Origin of the sequence: Bombilactobacillus thymidiniphilus (genome assembly GCF_023380245.1) — a bacterium.
Classification (GTDB): domain Bacteria; phylum Bacillota; class Bacilli; order Lactobacillales; family Lactobacillaceae; genus Bombilactobacillus; species Bombilactobacillus thymidiniphilus.
On the sequence record NZ_CP093365.1, the window covers coordinates 1,397,521 to 1,416,149 of the forward strand.

At 36.8% G+C, this 18,629-nt stretch carries 18 protein-coding genes; 16 read left to right on the forward strand and 2 right to left on the reverse strand.

All coding sequences use genetic code 11. The annotated features are described in order from the left end of the window. Positions 1–17: 17 nt before the first annotated feature. The gene (locus tag MOO47_RS07120) at positions 18–1,343 is read right to left on the reverse strand and encodes an N-acetylmuramoyl-L-alanine amidase (protein ID WP_249512758.1); all 1,326 of its coding nucleotides are present in this window, start codon (positions 1,341–1,343) and stop codon (positions 18–20) included. A 354-nt stretch (positions 1,344–1,697) separates the two neighbouring features. Here MOO47_RS07120 and hisS point away from each other — a divergent pair, with 354 nt between their 5' ends. The 5 genes from hisS to MOO47_RS07145 all read left to right on the forward strand — a co-directional run bounded on the left by hisS (position 1,698) and on the right by MOO47_RS07145 (position 7,098). Then, positions 1,698–2,978, forward strand: coding sequence for a histidine--tRNA ligase (gene hisS, locus MOO47_RS07125; protein WP_249512759.1), 1,281 nt, complete (start codon positions 1,698–1,700; stop codon positions 2,976–2,978). An 8-nt stretch (positions 2,979–2,986) separates the two neighbouring features. After that, positions 2,987–4,744, forward strand: a complete 1,758-nt coding sequence (aspS, locus tag MOO47_RS07130; RefSeq protein WP_249512760.1) for an aspartate--tRNA ligase — start codon at positions 2,987–2,989, stop codon at positions 4,742–4,744. A 59-nt stretch (positions 4,745–4,803) separates the two neighbouring features. Further along, positions 4,804–5,229 (forward strand): peptide-methionine (R)-S-oxide reductase MsrB, encoded by a 426-nt coding sequence (gene msrB / locus MOO47_RS07135; RefSeq protein ID WP_249512761.1) that lies wholly within the window; start codon positions 4,804–4,806, stop codon positions 5,227–5,229. A 72-nt stretch (positions 5,230–5,301) separates the two neighbouring features. After that, entirely contained in the window at positions 5,302–6,180 is an 879-nt protein-coding gene (locus tag MOO47_RS07140; protein ID WP_249512762.1) for a YitT family protein, read from the forward strand. A gap of 15 nt (positions 6,181–6,195) precedes the next feature. Further along, a complete protein-coding gene (locus MOO47_RS07145; RefSeq protein ID WP_249512763.1) occupies positions 6,196–7,098 on the forward strand; it encodes a deoxyribonuclease IV in 903 nt (300 codons plus the stop codon). Here the strand turns inward: MOO47_RS07145 and MOO47_RS07150 are convergent, their stop codons facing one another. Continuing rightward, positions 7,099–7,905, reverse strand: coding sequence for a pyruvate, water dikinase regulatory protein (locus MOO47_RS07150; protein WP_249512764.1), 807 nt, complete (start codon positions 7,903–7,905; stop codon positions 7,099–7,101). It abuts the gene before it with no gap. 160 nt (positions 7,906–8,065) lie between these two features. Here MOO47_RS07150 and rpsU point away from each other — a divergent pair, with 160 nt between their 5' ends. From rpsU to rpoD, 11 genes are all read left to right on the forward strand, one after another. Then, positions 8,066–8,254 carry a 30S ribosomal protein S21 gene (gene rpsU, locus MOO47_RS07155; RefSeq protein WP_249512765.1) on the forward strand — a complete coding sequence of 63 codons (189 nt, stop codon included), beginning with the start codon at positions 8,066–8,068 and terminating at the stop codon, positions 8,252–8,254. A 17-nt stretch (positions 8,255–8,271) separates the two neighbouring features. Further along, the gene (locus tag MOO47_RS07160) at positions 8,272–8,721 is read left to right on the forward strand and encodes a GatB/YqeY domain-containing protein (RefSeq protein ID WP_249512766.1); all 450 of its coding nucleotides are present in this window, start codon (positions 8,272–8,274) and stop codon (positions 8,719–8,721) included. A gap of 83 nt (positions 8,722–8,804) precedes the next feature. Continuing rightward, positions 8,805–9,767: a PhoH family protein gene (locus MOO47_RS07165; RefSeq protein ID WP_249512767.1), complete on the forward strand. Its 963-nt coding sequence runs from the start codon at positions 8,805–8,807 to the stop codon at positions 9,765–9,767. Next, positions 9,764–10,228 carry an rRNA maturation RNase YbeY gene (gene ybeY, locus MOO47_RS07170; RefSeq protein ID WP_249512768.1) on the forward strand — a complete coding sequence of 155 codons (465 nt, stop codon included), beginning with the start codon at positions 9,764–9,766 and terminating at the stop codon, positions 10,226–10,228. The genes MOO47_RS07165 and ybeY overlap by 4 nt, the downstream gene beginning before the upstream one ends. Before the next feature lie 9 nt (positions 10,229–10,237). Beyond that, complete coding sequence (locus MOO47_RS07175; protein WP_249513568.1) at positions 10,238–10,651, forward strand: cytidine deaminase; 414 nt, start codon at positions 10,238–10,240, stop codon at positions 10,649–10,651. Then, a complete protein-coding gene (era, locus tag MOO47_RS07180) occupies positions 10,635–11,540 on the forward strand; it encodes a GTPase Era (protein WP_249512769.1) in 906 nt (301 codons plus the stop codon). Before MOO47_RS07175 ends, era begins: the two co-directional genes overlap by 17 nt. Further along, positions 11,541–12,299 carry a DNA repair protein RecO gene (gene recO, locus MOO47_RS07185; RefSeq protein WP_249512770.1) on the forward strand — a complete coding sequence of 253 codons (759 nt, stop codon included), beginning with the start codon at positions 11,541–11,543 and terminating at the stop codon, positions 12,297–12,299. 246 nt (positions 12,300–12,545) lie between these two features. Then, positions 12,546–13,442, forward strand: coding sequence for a glycine--tRNA ligase subunit alpha (glyQ, locus tag MOO47_RS07190; protein ID WP_396022069.1), 897 nt, complete (start codon positions 12,546–12,548; stop codon positions 13,440–13,442). Continuing rightward, positions 13,435–15,510, forward strand: a complete 2,076-nt coding sequence (glyS, locus tag MOO47_RS07195; protein ID WP_249512772.1) for a glycine--tRNA ligase subunit beta — start codon at positions 13,435–13,437, stop codon at positions 15,508–15,510. The genes glyQ and glyS overlap by 8 nt, the downstream gene beginning before the upstream one ends. 101 nt (positions 15,511–15,611) lie before the next feature. Beyond that, positions 15,612–17,450: a DNA primase gene (gene dnaG / locus MOO47_RS07200; protein WP_249512773.1), complete on the forward strand. Its 1,839-nt coding sequence runs from the start codon at positions 15,612–15,614 to the stop codon at positions 17,448–17,450. 32 nt (positions 17,451–17,482) lie between these two features. Further along, a complete protein-coding gene (gene rpoD, locus MOO47_RS07205; RefSeq protein ID WP_249512774.1) occupies positions 17,483–18,610 on the forward strand; it encodes an RNA polymerase sigma factor RpoD in 1,128 nt (375 codons plus the stop codon). Positions 18,611–18,629 lie beyond the last annotated feature (19 nt).

Consider the following 18,629-nt stretch of genomic DNA (forward strand, 5'->3'; position numbering starts at 1 on the left):
GCTTCGAGCGAAGTTTTTTATTTGAAGTATTCTACTAGACCTTTAAAAATACTATCAGCTAGCTGCTCTTGATATTGTGAGCTACTGATTTTTTTGAAGTCATGTTTGCTACTCAAATAGCCACCTTCAATCAAAATAGCTGGTTGTTCATTTTCACGTGTCACTTCATAATTACCAAAATGTGTTCCGCGGTTAGGTAAGCTAATTTGAGTGAGCTTTTGATTGATACAATCAGCTAGCCGTTTATCTTTATCAGGATAATAATAATAAGTGGTGGTTCCTGAAGCTTGTTTATTATTGCTAGAATCAAAGTGCAAGCTAATGAAAGCATCGGCGTTGAGTTTATTGGCTGTTCGCGCGCGAGTGGCTAAACGGGTATCACTATCGCTGTCACGTGTCATTACTACATTAGCCCCAGCTTGTTGTAATTTTTGCTGTAATAATTGTGCTGTTTTGAGAGTATAAGTTTTTTCATATTTTTTATTGGCACTTATTGCCCCTGTATCACGCCCACCGTGCCCTGGATCAATTACAATAGTGGCTTCAGAAAGTTGCGTAGCGGCTGTCTTGATAGCATGCTCAGTATCAGAAATAGAAACCATGCCACTGTCAATGTAACCTTCTAGACCAGAATTTAGCCGAATTTTGTAAAATTTACCGCTCTTACCTAAATAAGGCAGTGTTGTTTGATCGGTAACATGTGCGATAACTTTACCGGAATCATTAGGTAAGCGGAGAATTTTTGTGTTATTTTGCAAAGTTGTGACCGATTTAATGTCTACTTCAGTTTGTTTAGCGTTATCTTTTTGATTCTTAATATTACCAGGGACTTTATCCGTAATAATCATTTCAGAGTTAGGAATCCAACCAACCGTATTATTGTATAAAATTTGACTCCAGTCATTTTGTGAATAGACAATATTGACTTTTTGTGATTGAGATAATGTACCTAAGACTTCTGAATCTTGTTCGGGATATTTTTGAACGTTTGTATTCGGGGCTTTGATTACACCGACTGAATTACTGTTAGTATTGGCATCATCGTTATCAATTAGCCAACTTGCCACCCAACCAATTTTATCTTGTGCTAGCCGGACTTGGTACCACTGATCTTTTTCACTGAGAATAGTCAGTGTTTCCCCGCGCTTGATTTGAGTCATGGTATCGTATGATAATCCTGGACCCATGCGCACATTCAAAAAATTAGCTTGCACAGTTACTTTATTAGCTTGTGCTGCTGTGTAAGTGGCACCTGCTGAAATCAACAAGAGGATTGAAATAGCCAATACCTTCCAATAACTATGATTAGTGTGGTGCAAAAAAATGTTAAGCCATTTATTCATTTTGAACATCCTACGTCTAATGTTATTTATATATTATAATAATGCTGCTAAAATAGCTATTATATTTTGTTTTTGGACTTGACATTTAGCTTGATGATGGTAGCTTAATACTCAGCATCAAGTTAGCTATTTGAATTAATCCGATTCACAGAGAGAATAAGTAGCTGAAATTATTCATCGGATGAAGTGACGGTAATTTTGTTGGGATACAACCCCGTTTGACAGGCGATAACTGGAGCAATATTTCAAGGTGGTACCGTGTCAAAAGCATCCTTACAATAAGTGAGGATGCTTTTTAGTTGTGATATTATAATAAATTGATTAGTCGATTGATAAATTAGGGAGGTATTTAAGGTGCGCTATCAAAAACCTAAGGGTACATTGGATATTTTGCCGGGTGAATCACAAAAATGGCAATATGTAGAAAATGTAGCTCAGCAAATTTTTAGTAAATATCAATATCAAGAAATCAGAACACCAATTTTTGAACAGTATGAGGTGTTTGCACGTTCGTCTGGAGATACATCTGATATTGTTTCCAAAGAAATGTATGACTTTGAGGATAAAGGTGGGCGACGCTTAGCTTTGCGTCCAGAAGGTACGGCTGGTGTAGTTCGTTCTTATGTGGAAAATAAATTGTTTGGTCCTGAGCATAATAATCCATATAAAGTCTGGTACCATGGTCCCATGTTTCGCTACGAACGCCCTCAATCTGGCCGACAACGTCAGTTTCATCAAATTGGTGTGGAAGCTTTAGGCAGTGATGCGCCCGAAATGGATGTGGAAACGATCAGTATGGCACTGAATTTTTTGAATGAACTGGGCTTAAAAGATTATAAAGTTGTATTAAACACTTTAGGCGACGTTCAAACAAGAAAAAATTATCATCAAGCTTTACTAGATTATCTGACACCATTGAAAGAACAATTAAGTGCTGATTCCCAAATTCGCTTAATGAAAAATCCTTTGCGGATCTTGGATAGTAAAGAAGCACAAGATCAAAAATTAGTCGCTGATGCCCCGTCAATCTTGGATTACTTAACTGACGCAGCAAAAAAGCATTTTCAAGTGGTGACTAACTTATTGGATCAAATTGGTGTTGCCTATGAGATTGATGCTAATATGGTACGTGGTTTGGATTATTACAATCATACAATTTTTGAAATTATGGTTACTAGTCCAGCTTTTGATAATCGCGAAATGACTGTTATTGCTGGGGGACGTTACAACGGTTTAGTGGCTCAGCTAGGTGGACCAGATATTTCTGGGGTTGGTTTTGGTCTAGGATTGGAACGTTTGATGTTATTGCTAGAACAAGCTAACAACAATTTACCCGAATTTTTGGGACCTGATATTTATTTGGTTGATGTCAACGATGCTGATTCTGCTGCAGTGTCCAAGTTATTGACACAATTGCGGCAAGCAGGCATTTCAGCAGAGCGAGATTACTTGCATAAGAAAGTTAAAGGGCAGTTTAAACAAGCTAACCGCCTGCATGCTAAATTTACCCTCACGATTGGCGACGAAGAGTTAGCTACTAAAAAAGCGCAATTAAAACGCATGGCTGATGGTAGTGAATTTACGGTGGATTTAACAGATTTAAGTGGCATTTTGCAGCAAATTAAGAAAGGATGAATCATTTTATGCAGCGAACAAATTATTGTGGTTTAATCAACGAAAAATATCTGGGTCAAACAGTTACTTTAGCTGGCTGGGTGCAAAAAAAACGTAATTTAGGTAATTTGATTTTTGTGGATTTACGCGATCGTGCAGGTATTGTGCAATTAGTCTTTAACAAAGATAAGAGTGAGCCAGTTTTTGCAGTGGCCGAAAAACTGCATTCTGAATATGTTATTAGTGTAGTAGGTCAAGTGGTGGCACGCGATCAACAAGCTATCAATGATAAAATGAAAACTGGGCGCATCGAGGTTGAAGTTAATCAAATTAATTTATTAAATCAAGCCAAAACTTTGCCATTTAGTATTGTTGATGATGTGGATACGTCTGAAGAAACTAAATTAAAATATCGATATTTAGATTTACGTCGTCCTGAAATGCAACAAGCATTAAAAATTCGTTCCAAAATAACAATGGCTGCACATAACTATTTTGATGAACATGATTTTATTAATATCGAAACGCCTGACTTAGGTAAATCTACACCTGAAGGTGCGCGTGATTATTTAGTGCCTTCACGTGTCTATCCAGGCAGTTTCTACGCTTTACCGCAATCACCGCAACTGTTTAAGCAGTTATTAATGGGTGCTGGATTTGATCGTTATTATCAAATTGCGCGTTGCTTTAGAGACGAAGACTTACGTGGTGATCGGCAACCAGAATTTACACAAATTGATATGGAAACTAGTTTTTTAAGTGCAGAACAAATTCAAGAATTAACTGAAGGCTTGATTGCTAAGGTTATGCACGATGTTAAAGGTATTGATGTAAAATTACCATTCCCACGTTTGACTTGGAATGAAGCCATGGAACGCTTTGGCTCAGATAAACCTGATACTCGTTTTGGCATGGAGTTACAGGATTTAAGCGATCTTTTTAAAGATTCTAGTTTTAAAGTATTTCAAAATGTTTTAGCTACTGGCGGACAGGTCAAAGCTATTGTCGTCAAGAATGTGGCCGATCAGTATTCCCGCAAAAAAATTGAAGAACAACAAGAATATATCAAGCGTTTTGGTGCCAAAGGATTAGCTTGGCTCAAAGTAAATGGCAGTGAATTAACAGGGCCTGTGGCTAAATTTGTTGCTGAGCAAACTGAGAAATTATTCGAAAACTTACAACTAGCTGATAATGATTTAGTCTTATTTGTAGCAGATAGTAAAAAAGTTTGTGCCAGTGCATTAGGTTATTTACGCAAACATTTTGCACAAGAATTAAAATTATACGACGAAGACCAATTTAACTTCTTGTGGGTTGTTGATTGGCCCTTATTTGAATATGATGAAGGTGATAAACGTTGGACAGCAGCGCATCATCCCTTTACGATGCCTAATGAAGCAGACATTGATTTGTTGGATACTAATCCGCATCAAGCGCATGCGCAAAGTTATGATATTGTTTTGAATGGTTATGAATTAGGTGGCGGTTCGATTCGTATTCATAAGCGAGAAATTCAAGAAAAAATGTTGGAAGTTTTAGGCTTTAGTCCCCAAAAAGCGCAAGAACAATTTGGTTTCTTATTAACAGCGCTGGACTCAGGCTTTCCACCACACGGTGGTTTGGCGATTGGTTTAGATCGTTTTGCAATGCTATTAGCCCACCGTGACAATATTCGTGATGTTATTGCATTTCCTAAGAATGCTAAAGCTTCTGAGCCAATGATGCAAGCTCCTGCTTCGGTAGCAACTGCCCAATTAGATGAACTGGACATCCAATTAAAAAAATAGCATATTAGATGCTAAACGCCCCTAGCTTAATTTATACTAACGCCAGGAGGCGTTTTTTTATGTATGAAAAACAAAAAGCTGATTTAGATCGATTGCAGTATGCTGTAACACAGGAAAATCAAACCGAAAGACCTTTTGATAATAAGTATGACAACTTTTTTGAACCCGGTATTTATGTTGATGTGGTTAGCGGTGAACCATTATTTTCTTCAGCCAATAAATATAATTCTGGTTGTGGCTGGCCAGCTTTCACTAAGCCTATTGTTCCTGTCCAGCAAAAACGTGATTCCAGTCATGGTATGGAGCGCGTGGAAGTGCGCAGTAAAAAAGCTGATTCGCATTTAGGACATGTTTTTAATGATGGTCCTAAAGATCAAGGTGGTTTACGCTATTGTATTAATTCAGCTGCTTTGCGGTTTGTTCCTTTAGAAAAAATGAAGCAAGAAGGATATGGTGATTATTTGAATCAAGTAGAAAAGCCCTAGAATAGGGCTTTTATTAATTTTTTATTATGTTAAAGTATTGGTGACATCATAAAAAAGGTAGTAATTATAATTGTGGAAGAATTAGAAAAAGTTATACAACGTCATCAAAACTTTACCAAGTTATCTGTAGCTTTGATTTATGCAGTTTGTGTTTCTATAGCCGTTAATATTTTTTGGACGCCGGGGCATATTTATGGCTCAGGAATTACTGGTTTGGCGCAATTATTGGCTACTTTATGTAATCGGTGGTTACCCTTAACCATTACGATACCGCTTTTTTATGCATTATTTAATTTACCATTGCTGGTTTTAGCTTGGAAGAAAATTGGTCGCAATTTCACTATTTTTACAGTAGCTGCGGTAATCTTATCGACAGTTCTCATGCGAATTTTACCGAATGTGCAAGTTAAGTTTGATCCTATTATTTGTGCCATTTTTGGTGGGGTTTTCAATGGTGTAGGTACCGGCTTAGCTTTGCGCAATGAATTATCGACAGGTGGACTGGATATTTTAGGTATCGTTTTACGCAAAAAGACGGGTAAAAGTGTTGGTACGATTAATATCGCTTTTAATTTAATTATCGTGATTGGTGCGGGATTCTTGTTTGGTTGGGTACATGCTCTCTATACTGTTTTGGGAATTTTTGTTAATGGGCGCATTATTGATGCTTTATATACGCGCAATCAAAAATTACAGGTGATTATCGTGACTTCACATCCAGATCGCGTTATTAAAGTTTTGCAAAATGAGATGCGGCGTGGAATCACGATCGTGCATGATGTGGAGGGTGCTTATCGGCATACACCGCGTACAATGCTTTTTACAGTGATTTCACAATATGAATTGCCTGATTTTAGAACGTCAATGAGTAACTCTGACCCTTATGCTTTTGTTAGTATCACTGAAGCTAAAATGATAGTAGGACGTTTTTATCAAGAACATATTTATTAATTTTGAGGTGAGAGAATGTTATTAGGTGCGCATGTCAGTATGAGTGGTAAAAAAATGTTGCTAGGAGCGGCGCAAGAAGCTTACAGTTACGGAGCTAATACGATGATGATCTTTACAGGAGCTCCCCAAAATACGCGACGTAAAGATCCGACACAGATGAATATTCCTGCGGGCCAAGAGTACATGAAAGAACATCATATTGCACCACTAATTGGTCATGCTCCTTACATCATCAATTTAGGTAATGTAGCTAAAAAAGAAAAATATGAATTTGCTATTGAATTTATGCAAGCAGAAGTTAAGCGTTGCGATGCTTTAGGTATTGAAGCTTTAAGTTTTCATCCGGGTTCACATGTTGGATTGGGTGTGGATGCCGCTTTGCGTTCCATTGCACATGGTTTGGAAGAAATTTTAAAGATTAATCCGAAAGTTTCCATCGCCTTAGAAACAATGGCTGGTAAGGGTACTGAAGTCGGTACTACTTTTGAGCAATTGGCGAAAATCATTGAATTGACACCACATAACGCAGGATTATCTATAACTTTTGACACCTGCCATACCAGTGATGCTGGCTATGATATTAAAAATGATTTTGATGGTGTTTTGGCGGAATTTGATCACATTATTGGATTGGATCGCTTAAGTGTCATACATTTGAATGATTCTAAAAATCCGCAAGGATCTCATAAAGATCGGCATGCGGATATCGGTTTTGGTACGATTGGTTTTAATACACTCAACTATATTTGTCATCACCCACAATTAACGCAGATTCCTAAAATTATGGAAACACCGTACGTGACAGTTCAAGAAGATCCTAAGAAGACTGTGCCGGTCTTTAAAGAAGAAATTACAATGCTCAAGCAGCAGGAGTTTGATCCTCAGCTGATTGCTAAAGTGCAAGAAGCTAATCAATGATTAATTAGCAGGTAAATGTAGTTTATTTTCGATTACTGCTGCTATTTCTTCAATCGACTTGTTGGCAACGTTTAATACTAAGCACCCCAATTTATCGTATAGATCACTGGCGGCTTGTAATTCTTGCCTGATTTTATCAATGTTGGAATAATTATTTTCGGTAGTTAAACCGTATGCGCGCATTCGTTCTTCACGAATTTTGCGGAGTACTTCTTCATCATTAGTGAGACCCACGATATGTTGCGCATCAATTTGCCAAATTTCAGGCGGCAATTGGACACCGGGAACTAACGGCCAATTCATTGCTTTGATGCCTTCATTGGCTAAGAAAAAGGATAATGGTGTTTTAGATGTACGAGAGATGCCTAGTAAAATGACGTCGGCTTCTAAAATGCCATGAGGATTCTTACCATCATCATTGGCAGCGGCAAAATCAATTGCTTCAATGCGCTTGAAATAACGTGCAGTTAACTGTCTTGAAGAGCCAATTACATGGGTAGCTTTTTTTTTGGTGAATGTTTCAATATCTTTAACGTATGGATTAAGTACATCAAATAATAAAATACTTGTATCACTGGCATAATCTTGCATAGCATCGTCTAGCGTTTTATTATTTAAGGTATAAAAGATAATGGCACTTTCACTTTGGGCGCTTTGCATAATTTTGTGAATTTCATTAGTATCTTGCACAAACGAAAATCTTTTTTGAATAGTTTGAATATCCGAAAATTGGGCTAACATAGACCGTGCAAAATTATTAGCTGTTTCACCAGAAGAATCGGAAATTGCATAAATAATCTGCTTCATAAGTACTAATCACAACCTTTTTTCTTTTAAATTATCATTTTTAAATAAAAAAAGCTATTTAAACTGACGAATATTGTTTCAACTTGGAAAATGTTTTGTTATACTAATTAAGAACTGTTTCAACGAGCAGTTACGTAAGTAAGCGGAAGGAGGGATATCAATGGCTAAGACGGTTGTTCGTGAGAACGAGTCTCTTGATGATGCTCTTCGTCGGTTTAAACGTTCTGTCTCTAAGAGTGGTACTCTTCAAGAATATCGCAAGCGTGAATTCTATGAAAAACCAAGTGTTAAGCGGAAGTTAAAATCTGAAGCTGCGCGTAAACGTAACAAGAAGAGAAGAAGACGTTAGGATTTGAGGTAATTATTATGTCCCTCACTGATCAATTAATGACCGATATGAAGGTTGCAATGAAAAGTCATGACAAGACTTCCTTGTCAGTTATCAGATTGTTAAAGTCGGCTTTGATGAACAAAAAAATTGAAGTTGGTCATGATTTGACTACTGATGAAGAGAATCAAGTTGTTGTTTCTCAAATGAAACAACAAAAAGATTCCTTGGCTGATTTTGAAAAAGGTGGTCGTGCTGATTTGGTAGCTGCTACTAAAGAGCAAATGACTGTGTTAGAGCAGTACATGCCCCAGCAATTATCAGAGTCAGAACTACAACAAATTGTTCAGAAGATCGCAACGGATATCGGAGCAGAATCAAAAACTGATTTTGGAAAGCTGATGAAAGCAGTAATGGCTGAAGTACATGGTCAGGCTGATGGTTCATTAGTTAGTAAAGTTGTCAAAGATTCATTGCAAGAAGGTTAAAGTAATCATTACTTTAACCTTTTTCTTTATCCAGTTTTTGTACTAAAATGACAGTTATAAAATAATAATCGGGGTAGAATTATTTGAGTGAACAACTAACTAAATCTTTTCAATTAGAAAACAATGATGATGCTGTTATTTTTGGCATTAATGATGCTAATTTAGATTTATTAGCCGAAAAATTTCAAATTTTGATTCATCCTTTTGGTAATCAAATTGATTTAAAAGGAGCGCCTGATAAAATCAATTTGGTGAATAATATTTTGCGTATTTTGCTAAAATTGCATCACTCTGGTATTCAAATTGGTCAAGCTGATGTGATTAGCGCAATTCAGATGGCTCAAGCTGGCAAATTGGACTATTTTAGTGATTTATATAATGAAATTTTAGTGCGTGATGCTAATGGTAAGCCGATTAGAGTACGTAATTTAGGTCAGCGCAATTACGCGAAGGCCATTTTAAAAAATGATATTACTTTTGGGATTGGTCCTGCAGGAACGGGCAAAACATATTTAGCTGTAGTGATGGCCGTGGCAGCGCTAAAAAAGGGCCAAGTTAAAAAATTGATTTTGACTCGTCCTGCAGTGGAAGCAGGGGAAAACTTAGGTTTTTTGCCAGGAGACCTGAAAGAAAAAGTTGATCCTTATTTGCGTCCTATTTATGATGCTTTATATGCTATTTTAGGCACGGAACACACGAATCGATTACTGGAGCGTGGAGTTATTGAAATTGCGCCTCTAGCTTATATGCGTGGTCGTACCTTGGATGAAGCATTTGTATTGCTGGATGAGGCTCAAAATACAACTCAAGAACAAATGAAAATGTTTTTGACTCGTTTAGGTTTTGGTTCCAAAATGGTAGTTAATGGTGATCCTACTCAAATAGATTTACCACGTCATTCTCATAGTGGGTTGTTACAAGTTAATGGGTTGCTACGTAATTTACCACATATTGGATTTATTGATTTTGATGCTAGTGATGTTGTAAGGCATCCAGTGGTAGCTGAAATTATCGCTGCCTATGATAAAAATAGGAGTAAAGAATGAATTTAGAAATCTATGATGATAATCAATTAGTTGACGATAAGCACCAGCAATTAGCACGTGAATTATTTGATTATGGTGCAAAACAAATTGATTTACCAGCCGATACCGAGGCTTCAATTACTTTTAGTACTTTGGATGAAATTCACAAGATTAACTTGAAGTATCGTCAAATGGATCGTCCAACAGACGTTATTAGTTTTGCAATTGAAGATGCCGATGATACTTCAGTTTTAGAGATGGAACTTGGAATTCCCCGCAACATTGGTGATTTATTTATCTGTCCCGAAATTGTGCAAAAACAAGCAGTAGAATATGGACATAGTTTGGAGCGCGAATTTGGTTATACTGTTATCCATGGATTATTACATTTGTCAGGTTACGATCATATTCAAGATGATGAAGCTGAAGTTATGTTTAGTTTGCAAGAGAAAATATTAGATAATTTTGGTTTACAACGATAAGAGGTTATGATGAAAAATACTGATGAATTGCTAGCTATTGCTACTAAAGTACTGGATAATGCCTATGCACCTTATTCACATTTCTCGGTTGGTGCCGCATTACTTACTACAAAAGGAGAAGTTTTTACAGGTTGCAATATAGAAAATTCTTCCTACGGGTTAACTAATTGTGCCGAAAGAACAGCTCTTTTTAAAGCTATTTCGGATGGTGAACGTGACTTTTCAACGTTACTGGTTACTGGCAACACTGATGGTCCCATTTCACCTTGCGGTGCTTGTCGACAAGTGATTAGTGAATTGTGTGATCCTAAAATGCCCGTGTTTTTGAGCAATCAAAAGGGACAAATAGCAGAGGCAACAGTTGAGCAGTTATTACCAGGAGCTTTTGTTGGAGAGGATTTGAATCATGACGGAAACTTTTAAATCGGGTTTTGTAGCAATTATTGGTGAACCTAATGTGGGCAAATCAACATTTATGAATCGAGTTTTGGGTAGCGAAGTATCTATTATGTCACCTAAAGCACAGACAACACGTAATAAAATTCAAGGGATTTATACAACTGATCAAGAACAAATTATTTTCTTGGATACCCCTGGAGTGCATGATCCCAAAAATAATTTAGATAAATATATGGATAAAGCTGCGTACTCAGCTTTAAATGAGGTTGATCTAGTTTTATTTATGATTAGTGCAGTTGCTAAAACTAGTACTGTAACACAAGATTTGATAGCGCAATTAAAAGAATTAAAAGTACCTGTTTTTTTAGTGATTAATAAGATTGATGTGATCCATCCGGACCGTTTGCTACCTTTAATTGAGCAATATAATCAACTGGCAGATTTTGCTGAGATCTTTCCCATTTCGGCTACTCAAGGCAATAATGTTTCAGAATTAATGACAGCTATTGCTCATAATTTACCTGCGGGTCCTCAATATTATCCGGAAGATCAATTAAGTGATCATCCAGAATATTTTGTAGTAGCCGAGATTATTCGTGAAAAATTACTCGAATTAACACATCAAGAAATTCCCCACACAATTGCAGTAATCGTGGAACAAATGAATCAACGTGTTAATGGGAAATTGCAAGTTGAAGCTAATATTTATGTGGAACGTGACAGTCAAAAAGCGATTGTAATTGGCAGTAAGGGTTCCATGCTCAAACAAGTGGGAATTCGCTCACGTAAAAAAATTGAAGACTTATTAGGTGAGAAAATCAATCTGCATTTATGGGTTAAAGTGCAAAAAAATTGGCGTTCTGATCCGTTATTTTTGTCTCGTGCGGGTTATTCAATTAAGGATTTAAAATAAATGTCACTGCAGCGTAATCAACAATTTGAAGGACTTGTATTGCGTTCACAAAGTTACCGGGATAATGATCAAATGGTTTGGTTAATGACAGCTGATTTTGGGATTAAGACTTTTTTGATCAGAGGTGTAAAAAAGCAAACGTCTAAAAAACGCTATTTAGGTTTACCCTTTTCATATGGCACTTATCAAGGAACGATTAATTCTCAAGGCTTTTCTTATTTGATTGACGGTACGACGCAACAATTAGAGCAAGTTAGCCAAGATATTCAGTTGAATGCTTATATTACCTATATCAATGATTTGATTTTGCGAGCTTTTGGTTCGCAAATCATTACGACACAATGGTTTCAACAAATTGTGCAGGCAGAAAAATTGATTGATCAAGGCTTAGATCCTGAAATCATTACCAATATTATGGAAATTCAGTTTCTGCAGCCCTTTGGCGTTACCCCTAACTTGCAAAATTGTGTAATTTGTGGTGAAAAGACCGGTTTATTTGATTATTCATTAGTTTTGAGCGGTATTTTATGCCAAAAGCATTGGTCACAAGATGAACATCGCTTGCATTTACAGCCTAAAGTTATTTCTTATTTACGTTGGTTTAAGCAAGTAGATTTATTTCAAGTGGGTGGTATCAAAGTACCATCTAAAACTAAATTGCAATTACGTAAAACTATAGATCTAATTTATAATGATAGTGTTAGTGTCTATCCAAAAAGTAAGAAATTTATTGATCAAATGTATCAATGGCAAGTCTAGTGGTTGACACTGCAAGCTGAGGTGCTACTATATAAATATAGCGAATGTGGATAGTGTAAGCACATTGAAGATGGCGATTAAATATTTTGATAGTAATTTAAAGAGCAGGCTAGTCCTGAAGTAGGGTGGAACCGCGATTAATTTCGTCCCTATGCAATTTTTATGTTGCATAGGGGTTTTTTCGTGCTTAGAAAGAACTATTAAAGTGAGGTAATTAGTTTGAAGCAAAAATTGAATGTTCAAAACATGATTTTGACTTTACAGCAATTTTGGAGTGAAAAGGGTTGTATGTTAATGCAGGCTTATGATACCGAAAAAGGTGCTGGTACGATGAGTCCGTATACTTTTTTGCGGGCAATTGGTCCTGAACCTTGGAATGCGGCATACGTTGAGCCGTCACGGCGACCAGCTGACGGACGTTACGGTGATAATCCTAATCGTTTATATCAGCATCACCAATTTCAAGTTGTTATGAAACCAGCTCCACTAGATATTCAACAATATTATTTAGACAGTTTAAAGGCCTTAGGTATTGAACCTTTGGAACATGATATTCGTTTTGTTGAAGATAACTGGGAAAACCCCTCAATGGGTTGTGCTGGTGTTGGTTGGGAAGTTTGGCTAGATGGTATGGAAGTTTCACAATTTACTTATTTTCAACAAGTTGGTGGGTTGAGTGTTGATCCAGTGACTAGTGAAATTACGTATGGTGTTGAGCGACTGGCTTCTTACATTCAAGATGTTGATTCAGTTTTTGACTTGGAGTGGGGTAACGGAGTTCATTATGGTGATATTTTTAAGGAACCAGAATATGAACATTCTAAGTATGCTTTTGAAGAAAGTGACCAAGCTATGTTATTAGCATCTTTTGACAAGTATGAAGCTGAAGCACAAAGGTTGATTTCATTGGGTTTAGTTCATCCAGCATATGATTATATTTTGAAATGTAGTCATACTTTTAATTTGCTAGATGCTAGAGGAGCGGTTTCTGTGACTGAAAGAGCAGGTTATATGCATCGAATTCGTTCTATGGCTCACCAAATCGCGCAAGCTTTTGTGCAAGAAAGACAAAAGCTAGGTTTTCCGTTGTTGGATGAAGCAAGTCGCACAAAAATATTGAAGGAGCGGAAAGATAATGACTAAGGATTTTCTATTAGAATTAGGATTAGAAGAAATGCCTGCTCATGTGGTCACAGATTCGCAAAATCAGCTGACTCAAAGGGTCACTGACTATTTAGCTGAAAATAAATTAACTCATGGTCAAGTAGAATGTTTCTCCACCCCTCGTCGTTTAGCATTATTAATCCATGATGTTGCTGATAAACAAATAGATGAAGATGTGGAAGTCAAAGGTCCTGCCCAAAAAATCGCTCAAGATGAAGCCGGTGAATGGACAAAAGCGGCTCGGGGTTTTGTGCGCGGGCAAGGTTTAACAACACAAGATATTTTTTTCAAAGAAATCAATGGCGTTGCTTATGTCCATGTAAAAAAACATATTGCTGGTAAAAGTGCCACTGATATTTTAGCTGGATTGAAAAAACCAATTACAGCGATGACTTTTCCGACACGGATGAAGTGGAATAAATTTAGTTTTGAATATATCAGACCATTGCATTGGATTGTGGCTCTACTAGACAATAAAGTGATTGATCTGCAGATATTGAATGTTAAGTCCAGTAACCAAACTTTTGGTCATCGTTTTTTGGGTACGGAGATTACTTTAGGGCAAGCTGGTGATTATGAGGCAGCGTTAAATAATGATTTTGTGATTGCCTCATGTAGCAAAAGAAAACAAGTCATTCGCCAACAAATTGCCGGTTTAGCTACACAAAATAACTGGGTCGTTGATGTTGATGAAGACTTGTTAGAAGAAGTGACAAATTTAGTTGAGTATCCGACAGCTTTTGCGGGTCAATTTGCGGATAAATATTTACAAATTCCAGAAGAAGTTTTAATCACATCCATGAAAGATAATCAGCGTTATTTTTATGTACGTGATCAGACCGGCAAATTATTACCTTATTTCATTGGCGTGCGTAATGGCAATCATGAACATTTACAAAATGTAATTGCCGGTAATGAAAAAGTTTTGGTAGCTCGTTTAGAAGATGCAGCATTCTTTTTTGCTGAAGATCAAAAACATGATATTGATTATTATGTGGCGAAATTAAAAAATGTAGCTTTTCACGATAAAATTGGTTCGATGGCTGAAAAAATGCAACGTACACAAGTAATTGCACAAATTTTAGCTGCTAAATTCACTAATGATACGACTACGCAACAAGCAATTTCTCGTGCGGCAGGTATTTATAAGTTTGATTTAGTTACAGAAATGGTTGGCGAGTTTGCAGAATTACAAGGTGTGATGGGTGCTAAATATGCCAGCATTTTTGGTGAAAAAGATGTCGTGGCAACAGGAATTGGTGAACAATATTTGCCGACTTCAGCAGAAGGTCAGTTACCGCAATCACTTGTTGGTAAAATTTTATCATTGGCTGACAAGCTGGAAAGCATCATGAGCTTTTTTGCAGTAGGTCTTATTCCTAATGGCTCCAATGATCCATATGGTCTTCGGCGTCAGGCAACGGGAATTGTCAGAATTTTGCAGGACAATCAGTGGCATGTTGATTTGCAGTTATTACAAGATGAAATTTGCACTGCTTATGACAATAGTTTCGAAAATGTCACATTAGACTATCACAAGCATCAAATTGATGTAAATGAATTTATCGTGGATCGAGTGCGGCAAATTTTGAGTCAACAGCAAGTTAATCATGATATTATTGCTGCCGTAACAGCAACAACGGTGTTAGATCCATTGCGTATGTTCCAGATGGCTGCCGTGCTACAGCAAAAACAAACAACAGATGAGTATAAAGCTGATTTAGAAGCTTTGACGCGTGTTTTGCGAATTACAACTAAACAAGCTCCCGTTGTTAGCGTCAATGTAGATAATTCATTGTTTCAAGATCCTTCTGAGGAACAACTAGCTCAAGCTGTTCAACAAGTGGCTAGTGATTTTTATGATCAAGATGTTGCACAACAGTATGAAGCGATTACTAGTTTGAGAGTACCGATTACTGAATATTTTGCGAAAAATATGATTTTGGATAAGCAAGAAGACATTAGAAATAATCGCCTAGCGCAGTTACAACAAATTACAGATTTAGTTCAACAGTTAGGTGATTTTAATCAACTATTAGTTAAATAATAGCTGATTGATTAGTTATTTTGCATTTTGCGCAGAATGCCAGTAAAATTGACTAGCAAGGTTAGACTGGTTCAGATGATGAATTTAATGAGGTGCAATTATTGGCAAAAGCGATTCCAGAGGCTTTTATTGAACAAGTACGACAAAAAACTAATATTGTTGATATTATCGAGCCTTACGTGCAGCTGAAAAAAGCGGGGCGCAATCTCTTTGGTCTTTGTCCCTTTCATGAAGAGCGAACTCCCAGTTTTTCAGTTTCAGAAGAAAAGCAGATTTTTCATTGCTTTAGTTGCGGTCGTGGTGGCAATGTTTATAAATTTATTATGGAAATCGAAAGTTTAACTTTTCCAGAAGCTGTAATTAAAGTTGCGAGTTCAATTGGGATGGATTTTCCTGTTGAATATCAAGCAGTCAATTCTAATAAAAATAATTCTCAAGCAACACAACTGAAAAATGATTATCAAACAGTGACTGAATTATACAATCATATTTTGTTGAAAACGGTCGTTGGTGAAAAAGCTTTAAAATATTTGCAAAAACGTCACGTTAGTGCTGAAACCATCGCTCATTTTCAAATTGGATATGCTCCAGCGGCCAATGATACAGTAGTACAATTTCTGCAGACTTCTAATAGATCAGGACAAGAGATTATTTCTTCGGGTTTATTCGCTGAAAATGATCAAGGTGAAATCTTTGATCGTTTTCGTGATCGTTTAATGTTTCCGGTTACTGACCAAAGTGGTAATGTGGTGGCTTTTTCTGGACGGGTTTTACAAACTGATGATCAAGTAGCGATGGCTAAGTATTTGAATAGTCCAGAAACGCCAATTTTTAATAAAAGTAAAACTTTGTTTAATTTGGCGGCTGCCAAAAAAGATATTCGCCAACAAGGTGAAGTAATTTTGTTCGAAGGATTCATGGATGTGATTAGTGCTTATCAAGCTGGTGTTTTGAATGGAGTAGCTTCCATGGGCACTAGTTTGACAGATGAGCAGTTGTATTTGTTGAATCGGATTACACAGCGTATTGTGATTTGTTATGATGGTGATCAACCAGGCATTAAAGCAGCTCAGCGTGCTTTGAAATTATTAAAGAATAAAAATTTTGAAGTAGCTATCGTAGTAATTCCTGATGGGCAAGATCCAGATGAATTTATTAAAGCTCAAGGTAGTGCTGCTTTTGTAAAATTAGTACGGCAAAAAACCTTATCGCCGACAGCATTTATGATTGAATATTTAAGCCGTCAATTTGATTTAACTAATGATGCTGCTAAAGTGGACTTTTTAAATTCCGCTTTAGAATATATTGGCGCCAATGATTCTCCAGTAGAACAGGAATTATATGTTAAGCAATTAGCGCAGCGTCTAAATATTTCGGTAACAGCTATTCAACAAGAGTTGCAAGATAAGGTGCGTTCGCAAAAAATTTTACAGCCAGCAGCTGATTTTGGTAGCGCTAAATCCCAACAATCAGTGGCGCTTGATCATGAGATAACTTATTCGCAATTGAGCAGTACGGAAAAGTCTGAGCGTAATTTGTTAAATATTGTCTTTCATTTTCCGGAAGTCATTAGTATTTTGGATGAGCATGCGGGGTTTAATTTTGCACATAGACCCTATCAGGAGATTTTTGATCATTGGGTACGTTATACTTTAATTGAGTCGCACCCGCTAATAGCGCAATTTTTGGATTTAATTCCGGATGATTTACGTAATTTGGTGATTTCCATTGAAATGTTGCCGCGTCCAGCAACATATACGTCAGAAGAAATTAATGATTATATTGCTAATATTATGTTGGATCAAAAATACCAGAAATTGAAGCAATATCAATCTCAAATTAAGCAGGCTGCGCAAATTGGCGATGATCAAAAAGAATTACAATTAACAATGGAATTGATTAAGTTACGACGTGAATTGGATCAATCAAAGACTGGTTAAGTGATTAGTTTTGAATAAATGGAGGCTTTTTAATGGCTGAAGACAAAAAGAAAAAAAGTGTTATTAAGTCTAGTAAAGAATTAGAACGCGCAACGCAAGATTTAATTAAAGAGCATAAGAAAGATAAAAAAGTTGTAGAAACGGAATTAGAAAGTAATATTTTGAAGCCTTTTGCTTTAAAAGGTGAATCTATTGATGAATTAATTGACCATCTGCAAGACAAGGGGATCAGTGTTGTTGACACTAAAGGTGATCCTAGTAAATTGGCTTTGCGCAGTCAAAAAGAAGTCAATCATAAAGAATTAAATGATATGTCTGCACCTACAGGTGTCAAAATGAACGATCCTGTACGAATGTATTTGAAAGAAATTGGTCGTGTTCCGTTATTAAATGCCCAAGAAGAAGTTGATTTGGCACAACGAATTGAAAAAAATGACGAAGAAGCTAAACAGCAATTAGCTGAAGCAAACTTACGTTTAGTAGTATCAATTGCTAAGCGCTATGTTGGTCGGGGCATGCACTTTTTGGATTTAATCCAAGAAGGTAACATGGGTCTGATGAAGGCTGTTGAAAAATTTGATTATCGCAAGGGATTTAAATTCTCCACTTATGCCACTTGGTGGATCAGACAAGCGATTACCCGTGCGATTGCCGATCAAGCAAGGACTATTAGAATTCCCGTCCACATGGTCGAAACAATCAATAAATTAATTCGGATCCAACGACAATTATTGCAAGACTTAGGGCGAGAACCAACACCGGAAGAAATTGGTGCGGAAATGGATGTCTTAACTCCTAAAGTTCGCGATATTTTAAAAATTGCACAAGAACCGGTTTCTCTAGAAACACCCATTGGTGAGGAAGATGATTCACATTTAGGTGATTTCATTGAAGATGATGAAGCTACTAGCCCAGAAGATCATGCTTCGTATGAATTATTGAAAGAACAACTAGAAAGTGTCTTGGATACTTTAACTGATCGTGAAGAAAACGTATTACGCTTACGATTTGGTTTAGATGATGGTCGAACACGAACTTTGGAAGAAGTGGGTCGGGTATTTGGCGTCACTCGTGAGCGAATTCGGCAAATTGAGGCTAAAGCGTTGCGCAAATTACGCCATCCGTCTAGGTCTAAGCAACTAAGAGATTTTTTGGACTAAAACCGCCAGTGCGGTTTTT

What these genes read in the sequence shown, in the direction of transcription:
- aspS (WP_249512760.1), top strand. Translation starts at nt 2,987, where the DNA reads ATGCAGCGAACAAATTATTGTGGTTTAATCAACGAAAAATATCTGGGT.
- MOO47_RS07160 (WP_249512766.1), top strand. Translation starts at nt 8,272, where the DNA reads ATGTCCCTCACTGATCAATTAATGACCGATATGAAGGTTGCAATGAAA.
- era (WP_249512769.1), top strand. Translation starts at nt 10,635, where the DNA reads ATGACGGAAACTTTTAAATCGGGTTTTGTAGCAATTATTGGTGAACCT.
- glyS (WP_249512772.1), top strand. Translation starts at nt 13,435, where the DNA reads ATGACTAAGGATTTTCTATTAGAATTAGGATTAGAAGAAATGCCTGCT.
- msrB (WP_249512761.1), top strand. Translation starts at nt 4,804, where the DNA reads ATGTATGAAAAACAAAAAGCTGATTTAGATCGATTGCAGTATGCTGTA.
- rpsU (WP_249512765.1), top strand. Translation starts at nt 8,066, where the DNA reads ATGGCTAAGACGGTTGTTCGTGAGAACGAGTCTCTTGATGATGCTCTT.
- MOO47_RS07150 (WP_249512764.1), bottom strand. Translation starts at nt 7,905, where the DNA reads ATGAAGCAGATTATTTATGCAATTTCCGATTCTTCTGGTGAAACAGCT.
- recO (WP_249512770.1), top strand. Translation starts at nt 11,541, where the DNA reads ATGTCACTGCAGCGTAATCAACAATTTGAAGGACTTGTATTGCGTTCA.
- glyQ (WP_396022069.1), top strand. Translation starts at nt 12,546, where the DNA reads ATGATTTTGACTTTACAGCAATTTTGGAGTGAAAAGGGTTGTATGTTA.
- MOO47_RS07175 (WP_249513568.1), top strand. Translation starts at nt 10,238, where the DNA reads ATGAAAAATACTGATGAATTGCTAGCTATTGCTACTAAAGTACTGGAT.
- MOO47_RS07120 (WP_249512758.1), bottom strand. Translation starts at nt 1,343, where the DNA reads ATGAATAAATGGCTTAACATTTTTTTGCACCACACTAATCATAGTTAT.
- ybeY (WP_249512768.1), top strand. Translation starts at nt 9,764, where the DNA reads ATGAATTTAGAAATCTATGATGATAATCAATTAGTTGACGATAAGCAC.
- MOO47_RS07145 (WP_249512763.1), top strand. Translation starts at nt 6,196, where the DNA reads ATGTTATTAGGTGCGCATGTCAGTATGAGTGGTAAAAAAATGTTGCTA.
- rpoD (WP_249512774.1), top strand. Translation starts at nt 17,483, where the DNA reads ATGGCTGAAGACAAAAAGAAAAAAAGTGTTATTAAGTCTAGTAAAGAA.